Genomic DNA, 23343 nt, shown 5'->3' with positions numbered 1-23343 from the left:
ATGAAAAATATAGTATGGCTTATTTTATTGTTGAGTAGTGTTTTGGTTAAAGCGCAAAAGGAAATGCAAACTGACACTGGGAAATATGTTCAAATTAAAGGTTCAGGCTATTTTGTTGTAAAAAGCGATTCGAGTAAATACTTAAGATATGATGGGGAAGATATTTTTGATATTCGTAAAGCCACTAAAGGCCAATTGGCAGGACTTAAAAATAGGGAAAGAATTAACATCTTGACCGATGATCGTTTTTGGGGGCTATCTATATTTTCTTATCAATTCCCTTTTCCTAGACAGTCATTAGGGCTTAGGTTTCAGCAAAATACGAAGGCAAAGATATATGAGGGTAGATTATGGAAATGGGGTACACTATATAGAAATACCATTTTAATTGATGGACAATCTGATGTAGAAGTGATCGATGGTTTAATTACAGCAGAAAACGCTAAGGATTATCGTTATCGAATTATACAGAACGATAATAAGGAGTTGGTAAGTTGGACTACACCTACTGTCTTTAAAAAAACAGCCAATCAATTGACTACCTATTGTTACTTGGGCAATATTCCATATCAGAAAAACCAGTTCATTCTGATAGAAATCTATAATGTAAAAAATTATAAAGATAGAGATGCCATCATTATCGATTGGCGGCCAACTAGAAAAATGGCTTTTTGGACAACGGTTGATTATCGGAAAAAAGGGAGAAAAACAAATGTATATTCAGTTTCTTTAGGGAACGATAAGGAATCTGCAAGGGTAAATTTTATTGAAACAGATACTTTAAAGGATATCAGATTCAGATTGGGCGATTCGTTGGTGAGATTGGGTTTTCGTTCACATCACCAAGCTACTCCTTATGATTATCAGATCAACTATAAACGAACTATTAATGAAAAAGTAGAGCGTACGGATTTAGGGGTATGCGACGGAACCTATTTTCTTTATAAGGAATTTTGGGACCAACCTGGCCAATATGAAATTACTTTTACACCAAAACTAAGTAGTGTTGGAGGTAAACCTGTTTTATATCAAAGTGAAAAAGGTGTAACCTATAAATTTACGGTATTGCCCGAGCTGAATCCTAAGAAACTATTTTCTAAAAGGGAGTTACTGTTAATGGGAGTGGTAGCTGCACCTATACTGATAGGGATTGTGCTTTTGATTATTTTCTTTATAAGAAGAAGGGCAAGAAAACGGTTGGCCAAAGAATATCAACAGAAGACGATTGCACAATTGCAGCTAAGTAGTGTCCGTTCTCAGCTCAATCCACATTTTATGTTCAATGCTTTAGCTGGTATTCAAAGCTTCATGAACCAGCATAAAATTGATGAAGCCAATCGTTATTTAGGGAAATTTGCGAGGTTGACACGTAATGTGCTTGATAATAATGAATTGGTTAGTCTCACGGAAGAAAAAGCGTTATTAACAGACTATTTAGAAATGGAACAACTGCGTTTCGGTTTCAGTTATGAATTATTAGTCGCAGCTAACCTAGATATTGAAAATATTGAAATTCCGGCCATGTTATTACAACCATTTGTAGAAAATGCAGTGAAACATGGCATTGCGGAAAAAGAAACTGCAGGAACAATCATTGTATCTTTTGCCAAAAAAGACCAAGATCTGATTTTGACAGTACGGGACAATGGAAATGGATTTGATGTAGAGAAAGATTATGAAGGATTAGGTTTGCAACTTAGCAAAAACAGGATATCTTTATTGAATACGATTTATTCAATTACCCCCCTTGTGCTTGTCATCAAATCGGATACAATGGCAACCGAGGTTACAATCACTTTAACTCAATGGCTATAAAATGAGGGCAATTTTAGTAGATGACGAGCGTGCAAACTTAGTGAACCTACAGGTGCTGCTAGTCAAATATTGTCCAAATATTCATATCGTTGCACAGGTTAACCAAGTAGAAGAAGCCGTGGTGCAGATCAACACACATCGGCCTGACCTGCTATTTTTAGATATTCAAATGGGTAAACAATCGGGCTTTGACTTATTGAACAAGATTAAGGATCAATCTTTTGAAGTGATTTTTGTAACCGCTTATGATCAATATGGAATTCAGGCCGTAAAATTTGCGGCATTAGATTATCTATTAAAGCCTGTAAATCCTGATGAACTGATCAATGCTGTTTTAAAGGCTGAAACAAAAACTAAAAACAAAATACAGAATGAACAATTGAATTTTTTGCTACAACAGCTCAAAAGACCAGAGGCTAGTGTCCAAAAAATTGCATTGCCACAGCAGAATGAAATTAGATACGTAGCTATCAATGATATTTTACGTTGTGAGTCTGATAATACCTATACTTTTTTCTCTTTGGCAAATGGTGAAAAAATATTGATCTCAAAATCGCTAAAGGAATATTCAGACCTTTTAAAACCACAAGGTTTTTTAAGGGTGCATCAAAGTCATTTGGTTAATCCAGAGTTTGTAAAAAGCTGGTTGAAAGAAGACGGAGGAATGCTTTTGTTAAAAAATGGAGATAAAATTCCCGTATCTAAACCTAACCGCGATAGCGTAAAAGCAGTTTTAGGAAAGTAAAAAATACCATTTTATTTTGTCATTCTGAGCGCAACGAAGTATCTCATTTCAAAACTTCCCCACTCAGAATGACAATTTTAGCTTTATTTCAGCAAATCTGGAATTCGTTTATTGTTACCTACAATCCATACAATATCCTCGTTTTCGAATACCAAATTAGAATCTGGATTTAAAATGCGTTGGCCATTGCGCTCAATACCTACAACCAATCCTTGTGTTTTTTCTCTAATGCCAGAGCTGCGGATACTTTGCCCAAAAACAGGCGATTTACTATTGATGATTACTTTTTGCAATGACATGTCTTGCTTAGGGAAGGTACTTTCACTTTCTTCTACAATACCTTCGAAAAGGGATTTTACTGCTGCCAGTTGATCATCGGTACCAATTACCAAAACCTTATCATTAGGGTAAAGTCTTTCTTCACGGTTTGGTGTAGGGATCATAATTTTACCACGCTCAATCAGGGCAATGTTGATCCCGTATTTTTCCCTCACTGCAAGGTCTACTAAAGTTTGTCCTACTAAAGTTGATTCTGGCGCAACTGTGAGCTCTAGCAAGTGGCTATCCCAAGGTAAAATCTCTGGTTGTCTGCTGGCTTCTTCACGGGCATTCAGGTTGTGCAAGAAACGATTTTCCATACGCTCGTAAAAACTTTGCAGTTTTCTGGAGAATACAATCATGCCAATAATAATTAGTCCCAAGGCAATAGAAACGGCAATCCAAGTATTGTAGAACTGTACAATTAAAAAGCCCACAAAGAAAATAGCCAAGGCAATACGCAGTAATTCTAGCGCAACTAAAGGTCCACGGGTATATTTTTTATTCAACCAAAGGTGAGAATAAGCCTTTCTTTCTATCCTTCTAATGGCTAAAGCCCATAAAAATGGAATCATAAAGATCAATGCAATAATTAAACTCACTACAATACCATTGTTGCCATTGAGCAAATGTTCGCTTACAAATGGTTGTAGATATCTTGAAGAAAGTAAAACAATGCCTACTAAAATTACCCCATGGATAATGGTATTGAAAGCATAGGCACGCAATAAAATTTTCCAATCGCTAAAAGTGGTAATGCCTTGCGTACTGGAACTGTATCTACTAATGGCATCTAGCCATTTTTGTGGAAGGATTCTCGCTAAAAAATCATAAAAAGGTTCTGATACTTTGATCAGATAAGGGGTAGTAAAAGTGGTTATGGCCGATGCGGCTACGGCAATTGGATACAGAAAATCGCTGGTTACTTTTAGGGTTAATCCTAAGGTAGCGATGATGAAAGAAAACTCCCCAATCTGCGCCAAACTCATCCCGGTCTGTACCGATGTTTTAAGCGGTTGACCAGATAGCAATGCACCCAAAGTAGAACTGAGTAGTTTTCCTAAAACAGTAGCTAAAGTAACCACTACAATAGGCAAGGCATACTCCAATAGAATACTCGGATCAATCAACATCCCTACAGAAACAAAGAAAATAGCTGCAAATAGATCTTTTACAGATTTTGTTAAATGTTCTATCTTTTCGGCCTGAGTAGTTTCTGCCAAGATAGAACCCATAATAAATGCCCCTAATGCAGGAGAAAAACCAACTTTAACGGCCAGCAATACCATTACTAAACATAAAGCTAGAGAAACGATCAACATGGTTTCGTCGTTCATTAACTTTTTGGTGGCCTTTAAAAAAGTAGGGATCAGGAAAATGCCTCCTAAAAACCAAAGTACCAAAAAGAAGGCCAGTTTAAGGATGGAGACTAACATTTCTGTGCCCGCAAACTGCTGACTAACAGCAAGTGTAGACAATAAAACCAGCAGCAAAATGGCCACCAGATCTTCAACAATCAATACACCAAATACCAGACCTGCAAACTTTTTATGTTTAACCCCAAGCTCTTCAAATGCCCTAATGATAATGGTAGTAGAGGAAACCGATAAAATTCCCCCTAAAAATATGCTGTCCATAGTACTCCAACCCAGCATCTTGCCAACGGCAAAACCGATCAGTAGCATAAATACAACTTCAACTATGGCGGTAATAGAGGCAGAGCCCCCAACTTTAACCAGTTTTTTGAAACTAAATTCTAGTCCTAAGCTAAAGAGTAAAAAGATAACGCCAATCTCGGCCCAAATGGTAATGCTTTTATGGTCGGTAACGGTAGGCATAAAATCAATGTAGGGGCCTACCAAAACCCCGGCTAAAATATAGCCAAGTACTAAAGGTTGTTTAATTTTTTTAAATAGGAGCGTAGTTACCCCAGCTGCGGCAAGTATAAGGCCTAAATCGGCGATCAATACTGGTAAGTGGATCATAAAGAATATTTTTTTGTTAAATAATGGTTATTGCGGATGGGCAAAAACAATTACCAAAAAGTATGCTTCGGAAACAGGCAGTTAAAAATAAACTGATAACTATAATTATTGGTGTTATTAAAAAAATAAACAATCAGAATAGGCGCAAACAAATAATTGACCATGCGTTGCATTAAGCCCACTACATTGGCCATGCTATGGTTATTTACTGTTTGATAAATACGGTCTAAATGGTCTGAAAAAGGTTCTTTGCTTAACGAATTACTACTTTTTGTAGCTAAAGTAGTTACCTTATCAAAAATTGGACTGGATTTTTTGATGGATTTTTGTGGAACTGCAATAGTAAGATCTTCCGAGGCGCTTGCGCTAGGAAAATACAAACAGGCCAACAATAAAAAAGCAATAAAAAACCTCATTGCTTTAAAAATAATAAAAATAATTGGTTTTTAAACGATAGAAGGCACTCTTACAATGCTTGGTAAGTTTCAAAGAAAGCCAAAGTGTCTAATTTGTCTTGATGGAGCTGTTGTGTTAAGGTCTCTAAACCAGTAAATTTTACATCGTGACGTAGGAATTTTAAGAAATTCATCTTGATATTTTGTCCGTAGATTTCACGGTTAAAATCAAAAATATTTACTTCTATATTACGTGTCATTCCGTTAATAGTTGGTCGTTGCCCAATGTAGGCCATTCCTTTGTACAGTTGAAGTCTAGAGTCTTTAGTCCTTAGTCTTGAGTTAGATTCTACTTCCAATCCTTTACTCTCGACTCCTGACTTCTGACTTTGGACTGTGGACTTCTGACTTCCGACTTCAGACTCCTGACTATGGACTTCCGACTCTTCTTCCTGCATTTCAATCGTTACCGCATAAATGCCATCACTCGGAATGAGTTTATACGTTTCTTCTACAAAGATGTTGGCTGTTGGAAATCCGATGGTACGGCCAATTTTATCTCCTTTAATTACAGGTCCATTGATGGCGAAGTGGTAACCTAAATAAGTAGCTGCTAAAGCAACATCACCCTCTAGCAAGGCTTTACGAATTTTGGTTGAGCTTACGGCAACATCATTAATGTCTTGCTCTGGTATTTCTTCTATGTTGTATTGATAGGTTTTAGATAAAGCTTCCAATTCGGCCATGCCACCTTTTCTGTCTTTACCAAAACGATGGTCGTAGCCTACAATGATTTGTTTAGTACCAATGGTATCTACTAAAATATTTTTGATATACTCAGTAGGACTGAGATTAGAAAAATCTCTGGTAAAAGGGGTAATGATCAAGTGGTCTACTCCGAGGTTGGCTAGGATTTCGGCTTTTTCCTTAATGGTATTGATCAATTTCAGGTCTTGGTTTTCTGGATCGATGATCATCCGTGGATGCGGGAAAAAAGTAAGGATTACACTTTCTCCGCCAGAAGACTTGGCCAATTCGCACAGGCGTTTCACAATTTTTTGGTGACCATAATGTACGCCATCAAAAGTGCCAATGGTAACTACGGCATTGCTCAGTTTTTTAAAATCAGAAAGCTGGTGATATATTTTCAAAGTAATCGTATTAATGGAAAGCTTGGCGTTTAACAACTCCGCCTTTGATATCTGCAATTTGTTGTTGTACTACAAAAGCATCAGGGTCTATGCGCCTCACTTCTGTTTGTAGTTTGCTCATTTCGAGCTTGGTTACAACGGTATAAATAATGTCTATGTCTTTTTTCTCTAAATAGCCACCCTCGCCCTTATAAATGGTAACTCCTCTTTTCATGTCAGAGATAATGAAATGTTTGATCTCCTCATTTTTATCAGAAATAATGGTTACACCTGTATAAGCTTCCAATCCATTTACAATAAAATCGATGGTATTAGATGCCGATAAATAAGTTAAAATGGCATATAAAGCGGTGTCGATATTGATAAAATAGGCGGCAAAGGCAAAGATAATGATGTTTAAGATCAAGATGATATTGCCCACCGTTAATTGGCTTCTTCTACTGATATAAAGGGCCAGAACTTCAGTGCCATCAATTACACAACCACCACGCATGGCCAAACCTATACCACCACCCAAAAAGAAACCACCAAAAAAGGCGATCAATAACTTTTCATGCGTAATGGGTACAAATGGAATAAAGACCAAAGCTAGAGAAAGGGCTATAATAGCGATGGATGTTTTAATGGCAAAACCTTTGCCAATTTGCCTGTAACCTAAAATAACGAATGGGATATTAATCACCACGATCAGGTAAGATAAATTCCACTTGGTTAAGGTGCTGATCAGTAGTGAAATACCAGTTACACCGCCATCTATAAAATGATTGGGAATTAAAAAACTTTTAAGACCAAAGCAGGCAGAAATCACCCCGCATACAATCAATGCTACTTCTTTTAATCTTTGCAAATTTTGTGTTTGTGCTTTGCGCTGCATAAAACCCTTATCCGTTAGTTTCCTCTTTCTTATTGCGAAGATACTGAACCAAATCAGCTACTTCAAATGCATTGGCAAGTAAAAAATTACCACTTCTAGTTCTGGTAAGTTTAGAGAGGTATGCACCGTTGTTGAGTTGCTTGCCAAAATCTGAAACCAGCGAACGGATATAAGTACCTTTACTACAAACAATCCTAAAATCTATTTCTGGTAGGGCAACTCTGGTGATCTCGAATTCATTTACCGTTACAAAGCGCTGACGGAGCTCCACTTCTTCTCCTAAACGGGCCTTTACATATAGCCTTTCGCCATTTACTTTTACAGCAGAATGTGCTGGTGGGTATTGTGCAATGTCTCCTTTAAATGGGGTTGTTGCTGCATAAACTGCATCTTCGGTAATGTCATCAATCGCAAATTCTTGGTCAATGGCAGTTTCCATGTCAAAAGATGGAGTAGTGGCTCCCAAAATCATAGTGCCAGTATACTCTTTTTCTTCTGCCTGAAAAGTGTCGATTTGTTTGGTTAGTTTGCCTGTACAGATAATCAATAGGCCAGTAGCCAAAGGATCTAAAGTTCCGGCATGGCCAACCTTTAGTTTCAATGGTTTGAGTGAATTTCTGATCTTTCCAACTACATCAAAAGAGGTCCATTTATAGGGTTTGTTGATGAGGAGCAGCTCGCCTTGGGCAAAGTTAAAATCAGGGAATTGTGGGTTTTCGTTATCCAAAAGCTTAAATTAAATTTATGCAAAGGTACGGGTTTAAATGATAGACAGCTCGTGTCCAGATAAAATCAATGCAATAATAATTGCACCCACTACAATTCTATACCAGCCAAAAATTTTAAAACCGTTTTTGTTTAAATAACCAATAAAACTTTTAATGGCCAATAAGGCAATGATAAATGCCACCACATTGCCAAAAGCTAGAATCTGCATTTGGTCTGTGGTAATGCTATGACCTTCTTTATAAAAATCTAATAGTTTTTTGCCAGTGGCCGCAAACATGGTTGGTACTGCCAAAAAGAAAGAAAACTCTGCAGCTACCTTTCTACTCATTTTTTGGCTCATTCCGCCTACAATGCTAGCGCCAGAACGAGAAACCCCAGGTATCATGGCTAAACATTGGAAGAAACCAATTTTTAAAGCGGTGAGGTAATTTATTTCTTCTTCCTCATTAATGGTAGGTTGGTTAAACCACTTGTCTACAAATAATAAAATAACACCTCCAACCACTAAAGAAACACCAACCGTAAGTGGGCTTTCTAACATCTCGTCTATCTTATCGCTTAACAAAAAGCCAAAAATAGCTGCTGGAATAAAGGCAATAAAAAGTTTGATGTAGAAATTGATGCTTTTAAAGAATCTTTTAAAATACAGCACTACTACAGATAGGATGGCACCCAGTTGGATACAAATGGTAAATAATTTTACAAAAGGATCTGAAGCAATGCCCATTATCGAAGAGCCAATAATCATGTGGCCCGTTGACGAAACAGGTAGAAACTCGGTTAATCCTTCGATAATTGCAAGGATTAAGGCTTGTAAAAAACTCATGTAACCTTATTTTTTGAGTACGGCGTAAATGCCAAAAGCAAAGCCAAACAACACCACCATTGGGGCAATTAAGGTTCTTCTTACATCATAGATGTCGCCAGTTGTGCCTATCATTAAGATAAAGCCAATTACAACAATTGCGATGCTGATTAATAACAATTGATAATTTTTTTTGGTAAAAACCAGTTCTGTTTTTTCTTCCTGTTTTACAGGAGCTGCTTGTTTTTGTGCCATTATCTATAAAGATCGTAAATTTTTAAACGTAAATATCTGCTTACCGCAAATAAGGTACTCATTGAGGTAATGAATATGCCAACGGCAACCATGCCAATGAGTACAAAACCAAATTCGGTATAGTTTCTAAGAATTAAAATCTCAGGAATTTCTTTTTGTGCATAATACAAAAGTCCCAATAAAATGATGATGGCAATAAACGATGCAATTAAACCATGCAAAGCAGCCACTAAAATGAAAGGCTTTCTGATAAAGTTCTTGGTAGCGCCAACCAACTGCATGCTCTTAATTAAAAAGCGTTGCGAGAAAATGGCCAAGCGAATGGTATTGTTGATCAATGCCACAGCAATTACCAATAAAATAATGGCAAATCCCAGTACAATTAAACCAATGGTGTTGATATTTTTGTTCACCATATCAATTAAAGAACTTTGGTAAACTACTTCTTTAACAATAGGATTTTTTTCGATGTTCTTTTTCAATGCGTCGATATTCTGGTTATTGGCATAATCAGCTTTCATATACACATCAACGGTGGAAAGTAATGGATTGTAACCTAAAAAGTTTACAAAATCTTCGCCCAGATCTTTGGTTAAGTTATGTTGTGCAACTTCTTTATTTACATATTCCGTTTGTTTAATAGCCGGATTGCCATTTAATTCTTTCTGAAAGGCTATAATATCGGTTTCTTTAGCACCCTCGTCTACAATAATATTGAGCACAATATTTTCCTTAACATAATTAGATAGATTTTTAGCGTGAACTAAAATTAAACCCAACATACCCAACATTAACAATACCAAGGCAATGCTAAAGATGGTAGAAATATAAATGGTTTTGGTTTTCTTAGCTGCCTCGCTTACTTCGAATTCTTCCATGTATTTATGTTTTTGTTTTGCGAAAATAAAGAAAGATAAGTAAAATGTATATTTAAAAATGGCTTTTGTTTGTAGAAAGCAAAATATGAACCATGCTAATTTAACAATAGCTAATTAATATGTAGCTTTTTGAACCCCATATTTAACGATATTTAACATTTTGGGCTAAGCTCATGTTTGGTTAATCTAAATTAATTTATTGATGCGCCGATTTTGTTCACCACATAGGCTCATAGTTCGCATAGATTGATTGGTTGCTTTGATTTTCAATTTAAACAACCAACCAATTCCAACAGTTTAGCGATTGACAATTCTAACAATTTAGCAATTTAACCTTCACCACATAGGTACATAGTTCACATAGATTGATAGGTTGCTTTGATTTTCAATTTAAACAACCAACCAATTCCAACAGTTTAGCGATTAAACAATTCTAACAATTTAGCAATTTAACCCTCACACATAGTTCACATAGGTTGGGTTGGTGATTATATATCATATTCTTGTCCTTTAAAGGTTATGATAAAAGTTGCCCCTTCATTCACTTTACTCACGATTTCTATTTTACCACCTAAATTGGTAATGTGATTATAGATGAGGTAAAGACCAATTCCTTTGCTGTCTGTTTCTTGATGAAATTTTTGGTGGAGCCCGAAAACCTTATCCTTAAATTGTTCTACATCTAAACCAAGCCCATTATCTGAAAAGATGAGCTGGCAAATACCTTCTTCTTTTCTGGTAGAGATGGTAATAGCTGGTAATTGGTCTGGTTTAGCATATTTGATAGAATTGGTAATGAGGTTCAAAAAGATGCTTTCTAGATACGACTTGTTGAAAGGAATGCTCTCTACAGCCGAAAAATTAGTGGCAAAAGTTACCCTCGAACTCGATATCAGTGCTCCAATACTCTGTTGTACAGCTTTTAAAGTGTCATCAAAACGGAGTTCCTCAATTGGCAGGTTTAACCTGTCGTTTTGAATTAAGATATCTACATAATTGTTTAAGGTTTCCTTCAAGCTTCTGGTGGCCGATTTCAATTTTTCAATAAAACCACTGGTCTGTTTGTCTTGTATCTTGGTGGGGTCTAACAAACTAAAAATAGAAAGCAAGTTGTTTACTGGTGCCCTCAAATCGTGTGCAGTAATATAGGTAAATTGTTTAAGGTCCTTATTTACTTGGGTTAAGTTGGTCAACAACAGGTTGCGTTGTTCTTCCAACATCTTTTTATGGGTAATGTTTTTAGCGATGGCATATACCAGCTGTTCACTATCCAAAGGGATGGAGGTCCAGGATAGCCATACAACCTCTCCACTTTTGGTTACATAACGGTTTTCAAAATTTAAGAGCGGATTGTTCTTGGTGAGGTTAGCCCTTCTTTTAGCGGTAATGTCCTTATCTTCTGGATAGATGAAATCTTTGATAGGCCTGGCAAACAGTTCTGCTTCGCTATAGCCCAATAAGTTACTTACTGCAGGATTGATCTTTCTAAAATAACCATCATACCCTGCTATAATCAGTAGGTCTGGCGAAAGTTCAAAAAAAGGTTCTAGTTTGTAGGTTTTATTTAAGTGATCTTCCTTCATCAATATTCAATGTAGAATAGAGCCTTTAAAATGTTATTAAGGGGATAATCATTTAAATACGCTATTGTTTTAATTCTGAACGAATATAATGGTTTTTTAAGCAACAGGATAAGAAAATTTAAAATTGGAATGTAATTTTAATCTCCCTTGATCTGGTATTTTGTTCAAACAAAATTCTTCAACTAAAGCAATCATTTAACTTTAATCACAAGCTTAATTTCCTTATTTTCGCAAACTATTTAAGAAAGAGCAGATTAATGGATTATCAATTTAAAGAGATAGAACAAAAGTGGCAAAAGTATTGGGCAGCAAATCAGACTTTCAAAGCTGATACCAATTCGAGCAAGCCTAAATATTATGTGTTGGATATGTTTCCATACCCATCTGGGGCTGGTTTACATGTGGGGCACCCACTAGGTTACATTGCATCAGATATTTTTTCTAGATATAAAAGACTAAAAGGCTTTAATGTGCTGCACCCTATGGGTTACGATTCTTTTGGTTTACCAGCAGAGCAGTATGCCATCCAAACTGGGCAGCACCCGGCCATTACTACCGAAGCTAATATTGCTACTTACCGTCGTCAGTTAGACCAGATTGGTTTCTCTTTCGATTGGAGTAGGGAAGTGCGTACCAGCGAGCCATCCTATTATAAATGGACACAGTGGATTTTTATGCAACTGTTTAACTCTTGGTACAATCTAGAAACAGACAAGGCAGAAGATATCACCACTTTGATTGAAAAGTTTAATGCTGCAGGTAGCGATGGTATCAAAGCCGTATGCGATGAGGATGTACGTAGCTTTTTGCCTAGCGATTGGGCAACTTTTAGCCCTGAAGAGAAACAAAGTGAGCTTTTAAAATACCGTTTAACCTATTTAAAAGAAAGTACGGTAAACTGGTGCCCTGCCTTGGGAACCGTTTTAGCGAACGATGAAGTGAAGGATGGTTTTTCTGAGCGTGGAGGTTATCCTGTAGAGCAAAAGAAAATGATGCAATGGAGCATGCGAATTTCTGCTTATGCCGAACGGTTGTTGCAGGGCCTAAATACCATCGATTGGCCAGAGCCGGTAAAAGAGATGCAACGCAATTGGATTGGTAAAAGCGTTGGTGCGAGCGTTAAATTTAAAATTGACACTCCCTCTTCCATTTTCCCTCTTCCATTAGACTATATTGAGGTATTCACTACCCGTATCGATACCATTTTTGGCGTGTCGTTTATTGTATTGGCACCAGAGCACGAGTTGGTAAAACCTTTAACAACCGAAGCACAACAAGAAGCCATTGATCAATACATTGCCCAAACCAAAAAGAAATCTGAATTGGACCGCATGGCCGATACCAAAACAGTTTCTGGTGCATTTACAGGAAGTTATGTAACCAATCCAGTTAATGGAGAAAAGGTACAGATCTGGATTGCAGATTACGTATTGGCAGGTTACGGAACAGGAGCGGTTATGGGTGTGCCAAGTGGCGATCAACGCGATTGGTTATTCGCCAAACATTTCAACTTGCCGATTATCCAGATTTTAGATGCGCAAAAAGACATCGAAGTAGAAGCTGATCCAACTAAAGAAGGAAAATACATCAACTCTGATTTTATAAATAATTTGGGTTACAAAGAAGCAGTATCCTATCTTAACCATTGGATAGAAAGAGAAGGGGTGGGCAAGGCCAAAACCAATTACCGCATGCGTGATGCTATTTTTGGTCGCCAGCGTTATTGGGGAGAGCCTATTCCAGTGTATTTTAAAGATGGCTTGCCTTATCTAATTAAGGAAGAGGAATTGCCATTGATGTTGCCAGAAATTGACAAGTATTTGCCAACCGAAAGTGGTGAGCCACCATTGGGCAGAGCTACGGGTTGGAGTTATGAGCAACAATACGAATATGAATTGTCTACCATGCCAGGTTGGGCAGGCAGTAGCTGGTACTGGTACCGTTACATGGATGCACAAAATGGATGTGAGTTTGCATCGAAAGAAGCAATTGAATACTGGAAAGCGGTAGACTTATATATTGGTGGTTCAGAGCATGCAACTGGTCACTTGTTGTACAGCCGTTTCTGGAACAAGTTCTTAAAAGATTTAGGTTATGTAAACGAAGAAGAACCGTTTAAAAAACTGATCAATCAAGGGATGATCCAAGGTAGAAGTAACTTTGTGTATCGTGTGGTTGATGAAGAAGGAAGAGGCACGAATACCTTGGTATCTTATGGTTTAAGAAAGGATTATAAAACTTCTGCATTACATGTTGATGTAAACATTGTAGAGAATGAGGTTTTAAATATTGAAAAATTCAAACTGTTTAGGCCAGAGTTTGCCAATGCCGAATTCATTCTCGAGAATGGTAAATACATTTGTGGGGTTGAAGTAGAAAAAATGTCGAAATCAAAATTCAATGTGGTTAACCCAGATGTTTTGATTGAGAACTACGGTGCAGATACCTTGCGCATGTACGAGATGTTTTTAGGCCCATTAGAGCAGAGCAAACCTTGGAATACCAATGGTATTGAAGGGGTATTCAAGTTCCTGCGCAAGTTTTGGCGTTTGTTCCATAACGAAGAATGGGTATTTAGCGTAAGCGATAGCATTCCTACCAAAGCAGAATTGAAAGCTTTACACAAGATCATTAAAAAAGTACAGGATGATGTAGAGCGTTTCTCGTTCAACACTTCGGTATCTAGTTTTATGATTGCGGTAAACGAATTGACCGACCTGAAATGTAAAAACCGTCAGGTATTGGAAGATCTGGTTGTGGTACTTTCTCCATATGCACCACACATTTGCGAAGAGCTTTGGGCTTTATTGGGCAATACCGACCTTTCTAACACAGCTTATCCAACATTTAACCCAGCTTATTTAGAAGAAGACGAATTTGCTTACCCTATTTCGGTAAATGGTAAAATGAAAATGAACTTGAACCTTAGCTTAACCTTAGATGAAGCTCAAGTGAGAGAAGCCGTTTTAAGCAACGAGCAAGTTAAAGGTTACTTGGAAGGTAAGGAACCCAAAAAACTGATCTTCGTAAAAGGCAAGATTGTTAATATAGTAATTTAAGGAAACTTGTTTTCATCCAAATAATACAAGGCCACTTCTTTAAGGAGTGGCTTGTTTGTTTTGCCATTTCTCAAAAAGGATGGAGTGCGCTAATCATAAATATACCCATTAGAGGGTATTTACAGTTGTTGAGATATCCAATATCATTGCATCATAAATAATATAGTTATGATATTCAGATATTTTCTCCTGCTCGGTTTAGTTTTTGGCCTATGCCAAGCTCATGCACAACAACGTAGTACTGGTGCTATTTTTAATGCATCAACCATAGAGGCCACTCCACAAAAAGTGACTCTATCTTTTAGAAGTTTTGCAGCAATGCCGAGCAGCTATAGCTTGGAAAAATATTGTCCAACGCCAGCAAACCAAGGTAACCATGGTACCTGTGTAGCTTTTGCCAATGGTTATGGTATTGCAACCATTCTGTATGCCAAAACACATAACCTTACCGATAAGGCACTCATTAACAAATATGCATTTTCGCCTACTTTTTTGTACGAGCAGATTAAAAATACCAACGATAAAGACTGCCAAAGTGGGGCAGACCCAATTACGGCCATCATCACCATGATCAAAGGTGGCGAAGCCTTGATGAGAACAGTTCCCTATCAATGTGGGGTTGCATTAACCAGTTCTGCAAAGGCAGAGGCCATTAACTATAAGATCCAAGATGCAGCCATGTTGTTTGCAGCCAAAGGGATGATGAAAGAAGATGCCTATTACAAAGAACCACAAGATATCATCAACATTACCAAAAAAGCACTTACAGAAGGCACACCAGTTTCTGGAGGTTTTAATATTCCAGAAAGTTTCTTCACCATTAAATCGCCCATTTGGACATCCGATCCGGCCGAAGTAAATAAAGATTGGAAACACAATGGACATGCCATGGCCGTTGTAGGTTACGACGACAATGTTGCTGGAGGTGCTTTTAGGGTTTTGAACAGCTGGGGCAACCAATGGGCCGATGGAGGTTTTGTGTGGATGAAATACAACGACTTTGCCCGTTACTGCGTTATTGCTTTACAGGTTTTTGCCGATCCCAATACCTTAGCGCCAGAAGAGAACAAACCTCAACCGGCCCCAAAACCAAGCCCTACACCAAGTCCAACACCACAGCCAGTACCTGTACCAAAACCTAGTGAAGCTACCTTTGCTTTAAGTGGAAGTATAGAATTTAAGCTCAATACGGGGGCAGATATGACGGTTAACAAAACTTCAACCCGTAATTTAACTGTTGAAGAAGATGTAAAAGGACCCAAAGAAGACTTGGTAGCCTATACCATGAACGGAGTATATGCAAGTGGTACCAAGTTTAGGTTTTACATGAACATAGATCAGGAAGCTTATGTATATGCCTTTGCCACAGATTTAACAGGAAAAGTAAACCTGATCTTGCCATTTGCAGATAACATTTCTACCCATGTGGGCGCCAATAGTACCATTGCTTTTCCATCTGATAGTAAAGTGATCCAATTGGATGAGCAGAAAGGAACAGATTACCTGTTGATTTTATATGCTGCACAAAAGTTAGATGCACAAGCCATTGCCACCCAAATGAACAGCATGCAAGGGGCATTGAGCACAAAAATCAAAACTGTTTTGGGCAATAAGCTGATCGACAAATCAAAAATTACGTACAATACCGATAAAGTAGGCTTTAGTACCAAAGGCCATTCTACCCGAAACCTAACTGTAGTTGACGATAGCAAACCTACCACAGGTAGTGTAGTGCCTTTAATGGTAGAGATCAAACACAATTAATCAAACTAAAAGCCCAACTCAATCACTGTCTGTTATGAAAAAGTACATTATTGGCGTCTTTATCTTGTTTTTTCTTATTGCCAAAAGTTATGGTCAAGAGAAAATGCATCTCGTTATTCCGCAAGGGCATACCAGCGATGTACAGTGTTTGCTCTTGAGCAAAGATGATCGTTACCTGATTAGTGGTGGAGCAGATGGGATTGTTAATTTTTATGATCAAAAACAACAGAAACTCTTAAAAGCCATTCCGCTCCTTTCAGATTTTGGACGGGTAGATCCCAGAAAACTGGAATTCAATGCAACACAGACCAAGGTGCTGATTTCTGGTGATTGGGCAATTTTTATATTAGATGTTGAAACATTGATTTGTAAGGTGCTCTTCCAAAAAAAAGGGGTCATCATGAGTACCTTTTCGCCCGATGGCAAGTCTGTTTATGTGGCTACTAGAACTGGAGGGTACCAAGAAGGAGGAGTTGATTTTCCTTTAAAAAATGGTGCTCACCAGATAGATGTTGCTTCTGGAAAAGCAATAAGTTTGTTTGAATTGGAGCAAAAAGTAGAATTTACCAATGTATTGGTGGCTAAAGATGGACGAACACTTTATTTCTGTACAGCAGTGAACGTTACCAAATATGACATTGCCCTCAAAAAAACAACCGTATTTAATATCCCAAATGTATATGATGTTTTGCCCAATGGGCAACTGTTTGCCTTTAATCTGTTAGATGAGGATAAAAACTTGTACAACATTGTCCGTTACAATCCTTATACTTTACAAGAAGTTGGCAAGCTCACCTTTACAGGAAATTCTTGGCGGTTTAAATATGTGTTATACAAAGATTGGCCCCCTTTAGATATGCTCCATTGGTGGAACATTGATGCCAAACGGCACCGGGTAATCTTAAGCAACAAGCAGGAAGGGATTGTTTACGATTATGAAAAAAATACCGTTACGCAATTGCCAAAATACAGCATGCCTTTTGCCACTTCGGTAGTAGTGAGCAATACCGACCCAAACAAATGGTTTATCGGTTTTGGTGGGGGAGAAAGCACTTTAGATGTAAGAGCTTATAATCCGATCAGCAATGTCATTTCAGAACCGATGCTTAAAGGTGGTTTTGAAAGTAGATTTCTCAGTGCAGCACAACATAGCAATGGATTTGTTTGTAGCCCCAAAGTATCAGACGATATCAAATATTTCAATGTTACTGAATCGGGTAAACAAGTTAAACTGTTAACCTGGGGAAGTGCAAAAACCAGTGCCAAATTGCTCAATAGCATTGGCGAAACGGCTACATTATCGCCCGATGGCAAATACATTACCGCAGCCAATTATTTTGGCTACAATATGATTGCCGATGTATATGGCTCAGGCCAAACCGCAAAAAAGATCTTCGAATCTAAAACTACGGGCAACATTAACACTATCGATTATTCAAATAATGGATTAATAGCCTATTTCAACAATAGAACGATATATATCTACGATATCAAAACAGCTACCATTATCAAAAAGATAACAACTGGGGGTGGAGATATGGCAGCACATGGTGATAAATATGGGGCAATTTCGGCCGATGGAAAGATGGTGTATGCCATGTATGGGGGCAAAAACAATGCAGGAACCGAATTACGATTTGTAGCCGCATTTAATGTAGAAACAGGGCAAGCTATTTGGAGAAGGAGACTGCCTGAAGAATGCACGTTGGTGCAGTTGAGTGAGGATGGAAAAAAATTATACGCCTGTTATGGATTAACCATAGAAGAATTGGAACCAGTAACAGGAAGTGTACTGAACACCAAGAAGTTTAAAGGATTTATGGAAAGTCCTGATGGCTTTTACATTTATGCTTTGAGTAAAAATGCTACTAAGGCATATATTCTTACGCCAGATGGACAAGCCTGTGTATACAATACGGTTGATCAGACCCAATTGTTCAGATTTCCGACAAGGTTACAAGAAGGGATTTTCTTGAAAAATGATAGCTTAATGGTAACAGGTACAGGCAGTACCTTGAAAATTTGGGACATTTATGCCCGCAAAGAACTGGCCAGCATTTATGTGTTTAAAGAAACCAGTGCTTATATTGTTATTACTCCAGAGGGATTGTTTGACGGTACAGAAGAAGCCATTCGCTCCATCTATTTTGTAGAGGGTAAAGAAGTAGTTCCGGTAGAGTCGTTTTACGAAACCTACTATACTCCAAATCTGTTGGCCCGTATTTTAAGTGGACAAAAACTGCCTATTGTTAATGATGTTAGAAACTTGCATCCCAGACCCAAAGCCCGACTTAATTATGCGGTAAAAACACGTAACCTTAAAGTAACTGATGATCAACAAGCAGATTTTACCAATAGCACAGGTTTGGCAGAAATTGCCATCGAAGCTTCGGCAGAAAACGATAGGGTAGATGAGGTAAGGTTGTTCCACAATGGTAAAATTGTAAATGTGGTTAACCGTAACTTGGTGGTAACAGACGAAAAAACAGGTAGGGTAAGGAGATTGTATACCATCAATCTTTTACCAGGCATGAATACATTTAGAGGGGTGGCATTAAACGGACAAAGAACAGAAAGCGCACCCGACCAGATTGCTATCAATTATATAGGTGCCAATGCTGCGGGTTCAAATGTTTCGCCTGTGGTGGTACAAGGAGATATAGACCAAATAGACAAAGAGGCTACCCTGCATTTGTTTGTCATTGGGATCAATGCCTACAAAAACCCTAACATGCGTTTAAATTATGCTTTGGCAGATGCCACTGCCTTTAAAGATCAAATGGAAAAAGGAGCCCAAACGGTAATCAAAAATGTAAAGACCTATTTTGTGACGGATGATCTGGCCAATAAACAGGGCATTGTGAATGCTTTTGAAACTGTTCAGAAGGCCGCCAAAGCACAAGATGTATTTGTATTTTATTATGCAGGGCATGGGGTGATTAGTGAGAAAAACAAAGAGTTCTATTTAGTGCCAAATGATGTAGCTGATCTAAAGAATATGGACGAGAGTTTGGCCAGCAAAGGGATTTCTTCTAAGTTTTTACAACAATATGCGGTGAACATCAAGGCGCAGAAACAGTTGTTTATTTTAGATGCTTGCCAAAGTGCAGGTGCTTTTTCTAAGTTGATTGAAAGTGATGCCACCCAACAAAAAAGTTTAGCCATTGTAGCCAGAAGTACCGGAACGCATTGGATGGCAGCCAGCGGAAGTCAGCAATATGCACAAGAGTTTAGCCAGCTAGGTCATGGTGCGTTTACCTATGCCTTATTGTCTGGGCTTGATGGCAAGGCAAAGGTTCAAAACTTGATTACCGTTAACGGCCTAAAGAACTACATTAGTGAAATTATCCCTAAATTAATGAAACAATACAACGGCTCAGAACAGTTTCCAGTTAGTTATGGTTTTGGTAAAGATTTTCCGGTAGAGGAGGTGAGGTAAAGGTGTTTTATTGGACATCTGAGTTCTAAACTCAACGGGATTGCAAATAATAATGAAAACATAAGAAATAAGTAATTCATTAGAAAATTCGACCAATAGAGAATGCAACTCGAAATTATAGAACACCAAGGTCAGATACATGACAGTCGCCAAAGAATAAAAGTAAAGGTTAGAGACTTAGGTTAGAAGCGACATTTATCTTTGCCGACAACCGGTGATTGAGAGCCGTCTTGACAATGATGTAGTTAGCTAAAGTCGAAGAAATGTCTTGGAAAGTCACGAGAATGTCGTGAAAAGTCAAGAAAATTCCATAAGATTATCGCTTGATTTCTATAGTTTTACACCATACAAAATAGAATATTTATGAAATCAACCGGAAAGATAATCTACGAAGTTCGTATGAAAAAGGGAATCTCTCAGGAGGAATTGGCGGCGATGGCCAAAGTCAATTTAAGGACAATACAAAGAATTGAAAACGATCTTAACGAACCTAGAGGTACTACCATTAATTTGATCTGTAACGTACTGCAAATAGATCAACATGAATTAAAACCACAAGTAGAAGAGAATGATTTTGGTCATCTAGTTCAAAAATCAATAAATGTTATATTTACAATATTATTGAATGTTACAATAGCAGCTATTATCGTATACTTGACAGTTTATGATAATGCTAATATCTATAGTAGAATAGGTGCCTTCATTCTGTGCGTTTTATTCCCATATTTTATCGTATTATTAACACGTAGTTCTACAAGTCTTATGAGACTTGTTAAATTTGGAACAGGATTTATTTTTGTAATCATTTTCTTGCTTTTCCAAGTAAAGATGTCAACAGCGGTGCTTAGTGGTGCTATTCTATCCTCATTAATAGGTCTCTCCATCCTTTTTTATGGAAACCTTATACAACTCAAAAAATGAAAATATATAGGGCTTTAAATATTCTATTTCTATTCATCTACTTTTATTAATTATCCTCACATTATGATAAATTTCATACACCTAATTTTTTTTCAATTGAAAAAAAACCATTTTGTGATTATTTCTATATTCCTGTTATTCACCCTAGGCTTTACTGAAGAACCTTCAAAAACACCATTTAAGAACAAATTAAATACAAAGAAGACTGTTATTAAAGGTAAAGTTCACAATTGGCCTACAGATACGGTATATTTTGCTACGTTTACATTCCATTCTCCATATTCCACCTCAGAAGGTTTTCAAGTACTCACCTCAGATAAAACCTTTGAATACACCTTCGATCAAGTAGATAAACCATTCATTATTTTTCTAACACCAGAGCGAAAGTTCCTTGATTTAAGAAATGATGTTTTATTTGAGAACTTAACTGATAAGTACTATAGAGGGTATTGCCAAAAGTTCTATGATTATCCAATTACTACATATTTGATAGAACCAGGAACTGAAACAAAAGTAGAATTGACAAAAACGAAACGCTACGGTAAAACACAGATTAAATTCTTAAATGACAATACATATAACTCAGAATATTATCAAACTACATTTGAATTAGATGCTGGACTTGAGGAGGTATTAGATTCGAAATTTGATTCAACATTAAAAGATCTTAGAAATATCGATAATGCAATTAAAAATTTAAACAATAAATTAAATGAATTATCAACCAAATTAGATAAGGAGCAGAAATATATAAGCCCATTTTTATATAAATACACAAAGTCAGAAATCGAATTTGGAGCCAAAAAGGAGTTTCTTAGATATTTACTATTAGACCATAAAGAGGAAATATCGGAAATATTTAGAGATGAAATTCCGGAAAAAATAAATAATGTTATTGAATTTAATAAAGGAAAGGTCGATTATGCTACTATGATTGGTCAAGAATACAATGAGTTTCTTGAATTATATTTAACCTTTAAGTTTAGCAAACTCAAAAATAAATTGATTAGCTATAAAGATTTTGATAAAGAAAAATTCGACTTTGCTTTAAAAGAACTTCCAAAAGCATCAAAATATTATTATTTAGCAAATAATCTTTTGCATATAAATTACAATGAAAAAACAAAGGAACTTGTTACTAGACTTATTGGTTTATACCCCGATGGAAAGTTGAATGATAGATTATTAGAAAAATATAACTAATAACAATACACATTTATCAAAAGGTTGAAGAGAATAAATAGTGTTATTAATACGATTTAAGCAATAAGAGCCCATAGTGTAGAATTTCAGTTCCCAATTACCTCATTTTTTTATTCAATTTAATGCCGACTTAATATGATGTATTCGCTTTTATCTTAAAAGGTTTTGATCCATGAAAACCAAAAAACCAGCACGATAAATTGGGCTGATTGGAAAAACCTTTTCAGTGTCTAGGATGATGGTATTGCCTTTAACCTGTTTGATGTATGCCTTCGAAACAATTACTGACTTGCTGATCCTAATGAATCCACTATCCTGTAATAGTTTTTCGGCTCGATTGATTCCAATGCGGATCAAATGAGGTTTAGAGGGTTTTAAAGTATGAATCTCCACATAGTTCCTATCAGCTTGGACGTGGACCACTTGGTCAAGGTTGACTGATAAGAAATCCGCTTTTCCTTCACCCTTGATAAAGCGGAATCTAGACAGATTAGCATCTTGTCGCTGGTGATAATCAGGTAAACGTGGAGTGATGAGTGAGCCTATGGTGAGTGCGAACTTGGAGAATGGATAAGGCTTGAGTAGGTAATTATTTGCATTAACTCCGAAAGCATCCAGCGCATAACGTGCGTGTGCAGTATTAAAAATCAAGAACCTGGTAAAGGGTCTTAGTTGGCTGGCCAATTCGATTCCGTTGATACCGGGCATATCAATATCCATAAAGATAATGTCAACCTGCTGAGAACCATCAATCTTCAGCAATGCTTCAAAAGGATCTGTATAGGTGGCAATTAAAATAAGTTGTGGCAGTTTATCAATATATTGGGCGAGGGCATTAATGGCATGTTGCTGATCGTCTATAATGATGCAATGATGTAACATAAGGGATGAATTTGCCACAAGTTAGCAAAAATGTGCAGCATTTGTCATAAGGCAAGCTTGAGAACTATAATATTAGGTTTGGTAACAAAAATGGCAGTTTCGTCCCATATTTTTTGTTGCAAAAGTTTTGTTCATTAAACTTACTTTTCATTCGATTTAGGAATTCTTCCTATCGCAGTGATTAGATTAAGGGAAAAAAACTGGGTACACAATTAAAGAATATATTATGAAAGCTCTCATTTTGCTATCGGAGGCGTCTTTGTTTACGCTCAGTACCAATTCGCAATCCATTTTCAACTTGAATTTTGAAAAGATAGCAGATTCGATCAAAAAAAAATGCTATCCCGACGTAGATCGTCCAATTCAATTTAAAGGAACTTAAGGAAGTAAAAGGCAACTATTGGAGCCAGTTTGAAAAAAATCAAAATCTAAGAAGAGGAATCTATAAAAATTGATTTTATAAATTCTTAAAGTGGCTTTTTTATAAGTTGTTGTAATGTTTAGCAAAAGTACCATTACTATACTTCTATGCAAAAGCAATA

18 protein-coding genes are annotated in these 23343 nt (G+C 37.0%); 8 read left to right on the top strand and 10 right to left on the bottom strand.

From position 1 onward, the window contains the following. Together AQF98_RS04155 and AQF98_RS04150 are read left to right on the top strand one after the other, a co-directional pair. Positions 1-1815, top strand: a complete 1815-nt coding sequence (locus AQF98_RS04155; RefSeq protein WP_055130639.1) for a sensor histidine kinase — start codon at positions 1-3, stop codon at positions 1813-1815. A gap of 1 nt (position 1816) precedes the next feature. After that, a complete protein-coding gene (locus AQF98_RS04150; RefSeq protein WP_055130638.1) occupies positions 1817-2560 on the top strand; it encodes a LytTR family DNA-binding domain-containing protein in 744 nt (247 codons plus the stop codon). An 83-nt stretch (positions 2561-2643) separates the two neighbouring features. Here AQF98_RS04150 and AQF98_RS04145 read toward each other — a convergent pair whose 3' ends face one another. The 9 genes from AQF98_RS04145 to AQF98_RS04105 form a co-directional block, all read right to left on the bottom strand. After that, positions 2644-4863 (bottom strand): cation:proton antiporter, encoded by a 2220-nt coding sequence (locus AQF98_RS04145; RefSeq protein ID WP_055130637.1) that lies wholly within the window; start codon positions 4861-4863, stop codon positions 2644-2646. Between the two features lie 50 nt (positions 4864-4913). After that, a complete protein-coding gene (locus AQF98_RS04140) occupies positions 4914-5279 on the bottom strand; it encodes a hypothetical protein (protein ID WP_055130636.1) in 366 nt (121 codons plus the stop codon). A 50-nt stretch (positions 5280-5329) separates the two neighbouring features. Next, positions 5330-6409, bottom strand: coding sequence for a bifunctional riboflavin kinase/FAD synthetase (locus AQF98_RS04135; RefSeq protein ID WP_055130714.1), 1080 nt, complete (start codon positions 6407-6409; stop codon positions 5330-5332). Between the two features lie 10 nt (positions 6410-6419). Continuing rightward, the gene (locus AQF98_RS04130; protein ID WP_055130635.1) at positions 6420-7283 is read right to left on the bottom strand and encodes a YitT family protein; all 864 of its coding nucleotides are present in this window, start codon (positions 7281-7283) and stop codon (positions 6420-6422) included. 7 nt (positions 7284-7290) lie between these two features. Then, positions 7291-8010, bottom strand: coding sequence for a tRNA pseudouridine(55) synthase TruB (gene truB, locus AQF98_RS04125; protein ID WP_055130634.1), 720 nt, complete (start codon positions 8008-8010; stop codon positions 7291-7293). 33 nt (positions 8011-8043) lie between these two features. Beyond that, complete coding sequence (locus AQF98_RS04120; RefSeq protein ID WP_055130633.1) at positions 8044-8838, bottom strand: undecaprenyl-diphosphate phosphatase; 795 nt, start codon at positions 8836-8838, stop codon at positions 8044-8046. 6 nt (positions 8839-8844) lie between these two features. Then, complete coding sequence (locus tag AQF98_RS04115) at positions 8845-9072, bottom strand: DUF3098 domain-containing protein (RefSeq protein WP_055130632.1); 228 nt, start codon at positions 9070-9072, stop codon at positions 8845-8847. Beyond that, entirely contained in the window at positions 9072-9950 is an 879-nt protein-coding gene (locus tag AQF98_RS04110) for an ABC transporter permease (RefSeq protein ID WP_055130631.1), read from the bottom strand. Before AQF98_RS04110 ends, AQF98_RS04115 begins: the two co-directional genes overlap by 1 nt. A gap of 488 nt (positions 9951-10438) precedes the next feature. After that, entirely contained in the window at positions 10439-11533 is a 1095-nt protein-coding gene (locus AQF98_RS04105) for a PAS domain-containing sensor histidine kinase (RefSeq protein WP_055130630.1), read from the bottom strand. Between the two features lie 257 nt (positions 11534-11790). On the opposite strand from AQF98_RS04105, the gene leuS reads away from it, so the two are divergent. The 5 genes from leuS to AQF98_RS04080 all read left to right on the top strand — a co-directional run bounded on the left by leuS (position 11791) and on the right by AQF98_RS04080 (position 21919). After that, a complete protein-coding gene (leuS, locus tag AQF98_RS04100; RefSeq protein WP_055130629.1) occupies positions 11791-14592 on the top strand; it encodes a leucine--tRNA ligase in 2802 nt (933 codons plus the stop codon). A gap of 168 nt (positions 14593-14760) precedes the next feature. Next, a complete protein-coding gene (locus AQF98_RS04095) occupies positions 14761-16356 on the top strand; it encodes a C1 family peptidase (RefSeq protein ID WP_055130628.1) in 1596 nt (531 codons plus the stop codon). A 34-nt stretch (positions 16357-16390) separates the two neighbouring features. Then, positions 16391-19795, top strand: coding sequence for a caspase family protein (locus tag AQF98_RS04090; RefSeq protein WP_055130627.1), 3405 nt, complete (start codon positions 16391-16393; stop codon positions 19793-19795). 363 nt (positions 19796-20158) lie between these two features. Then, the gene (locus AQF98_RS04085) at positions 20159-20716 is read left to right on the top strand and encodes a helix-turn-helix transcriptional regulator (RefSeq protein WP_055130626.1); all 558 of its coding nucleotides are present in this window, start codon (positions 20159-20161) and stop codon (positions 20714-20716) included. A gap of 96 nt (positions 20717-20812) precedes the next feature. Beyond that, entirely contained in the window at positions 20813-21919 is a 1107-nt protein-coding gene (locus AQF98_RS04080) for a hypothetical protein (protein ID WP_152969627.1), read from the top strand. A 150-nt stretch (positions 21920-22069) separates the two neighbouring features. On the opposite strand, the gene AQF98_RS04075 is transcribed toward AQF98_RS04080, so the two are convergent. Next, the gene (locus AQF98_RS04075) at positions 22070-22801 is read right to left on the bottom strand and encodes a LytTR family DNA-binding domain-containing protein (RefSeq protein WP_055130624.1); all 732 of its coding nucleotides are present in this window, start codon (positions 22799-22801) and stop codon (positions 22070-22072) included. Positions 22802-23027: 226 nt separating this feature from the next. Here AQF98_RS04075 and AQF98_RS22110 point away from each other — a divergent pair, with 226 nt between their 5' ends. Next, entirely contained in the window at positions 23028-23183 is a 156-nt protein-coding gene (locus tag AQF98_RS22110) for a hypothetical protein (protein ID WP_161805844.1), read from the top strand. Positions 23184-23343 lie beyond the last annotated feature (160 nt).

It is taken from the genome of Pedobacter sp. Hv1, from assembly GCF_001412215.1.
GTDB lineage: Bacteria > Bacteroidota > Bacteroidia > Sphingobacteriales > Sphingobacteriaceae > Pedobacter.
Note: the sequence above shows the minus strand (reverse complement) of the source record. Positions and strands in the feature narration are given on the sequence as shown.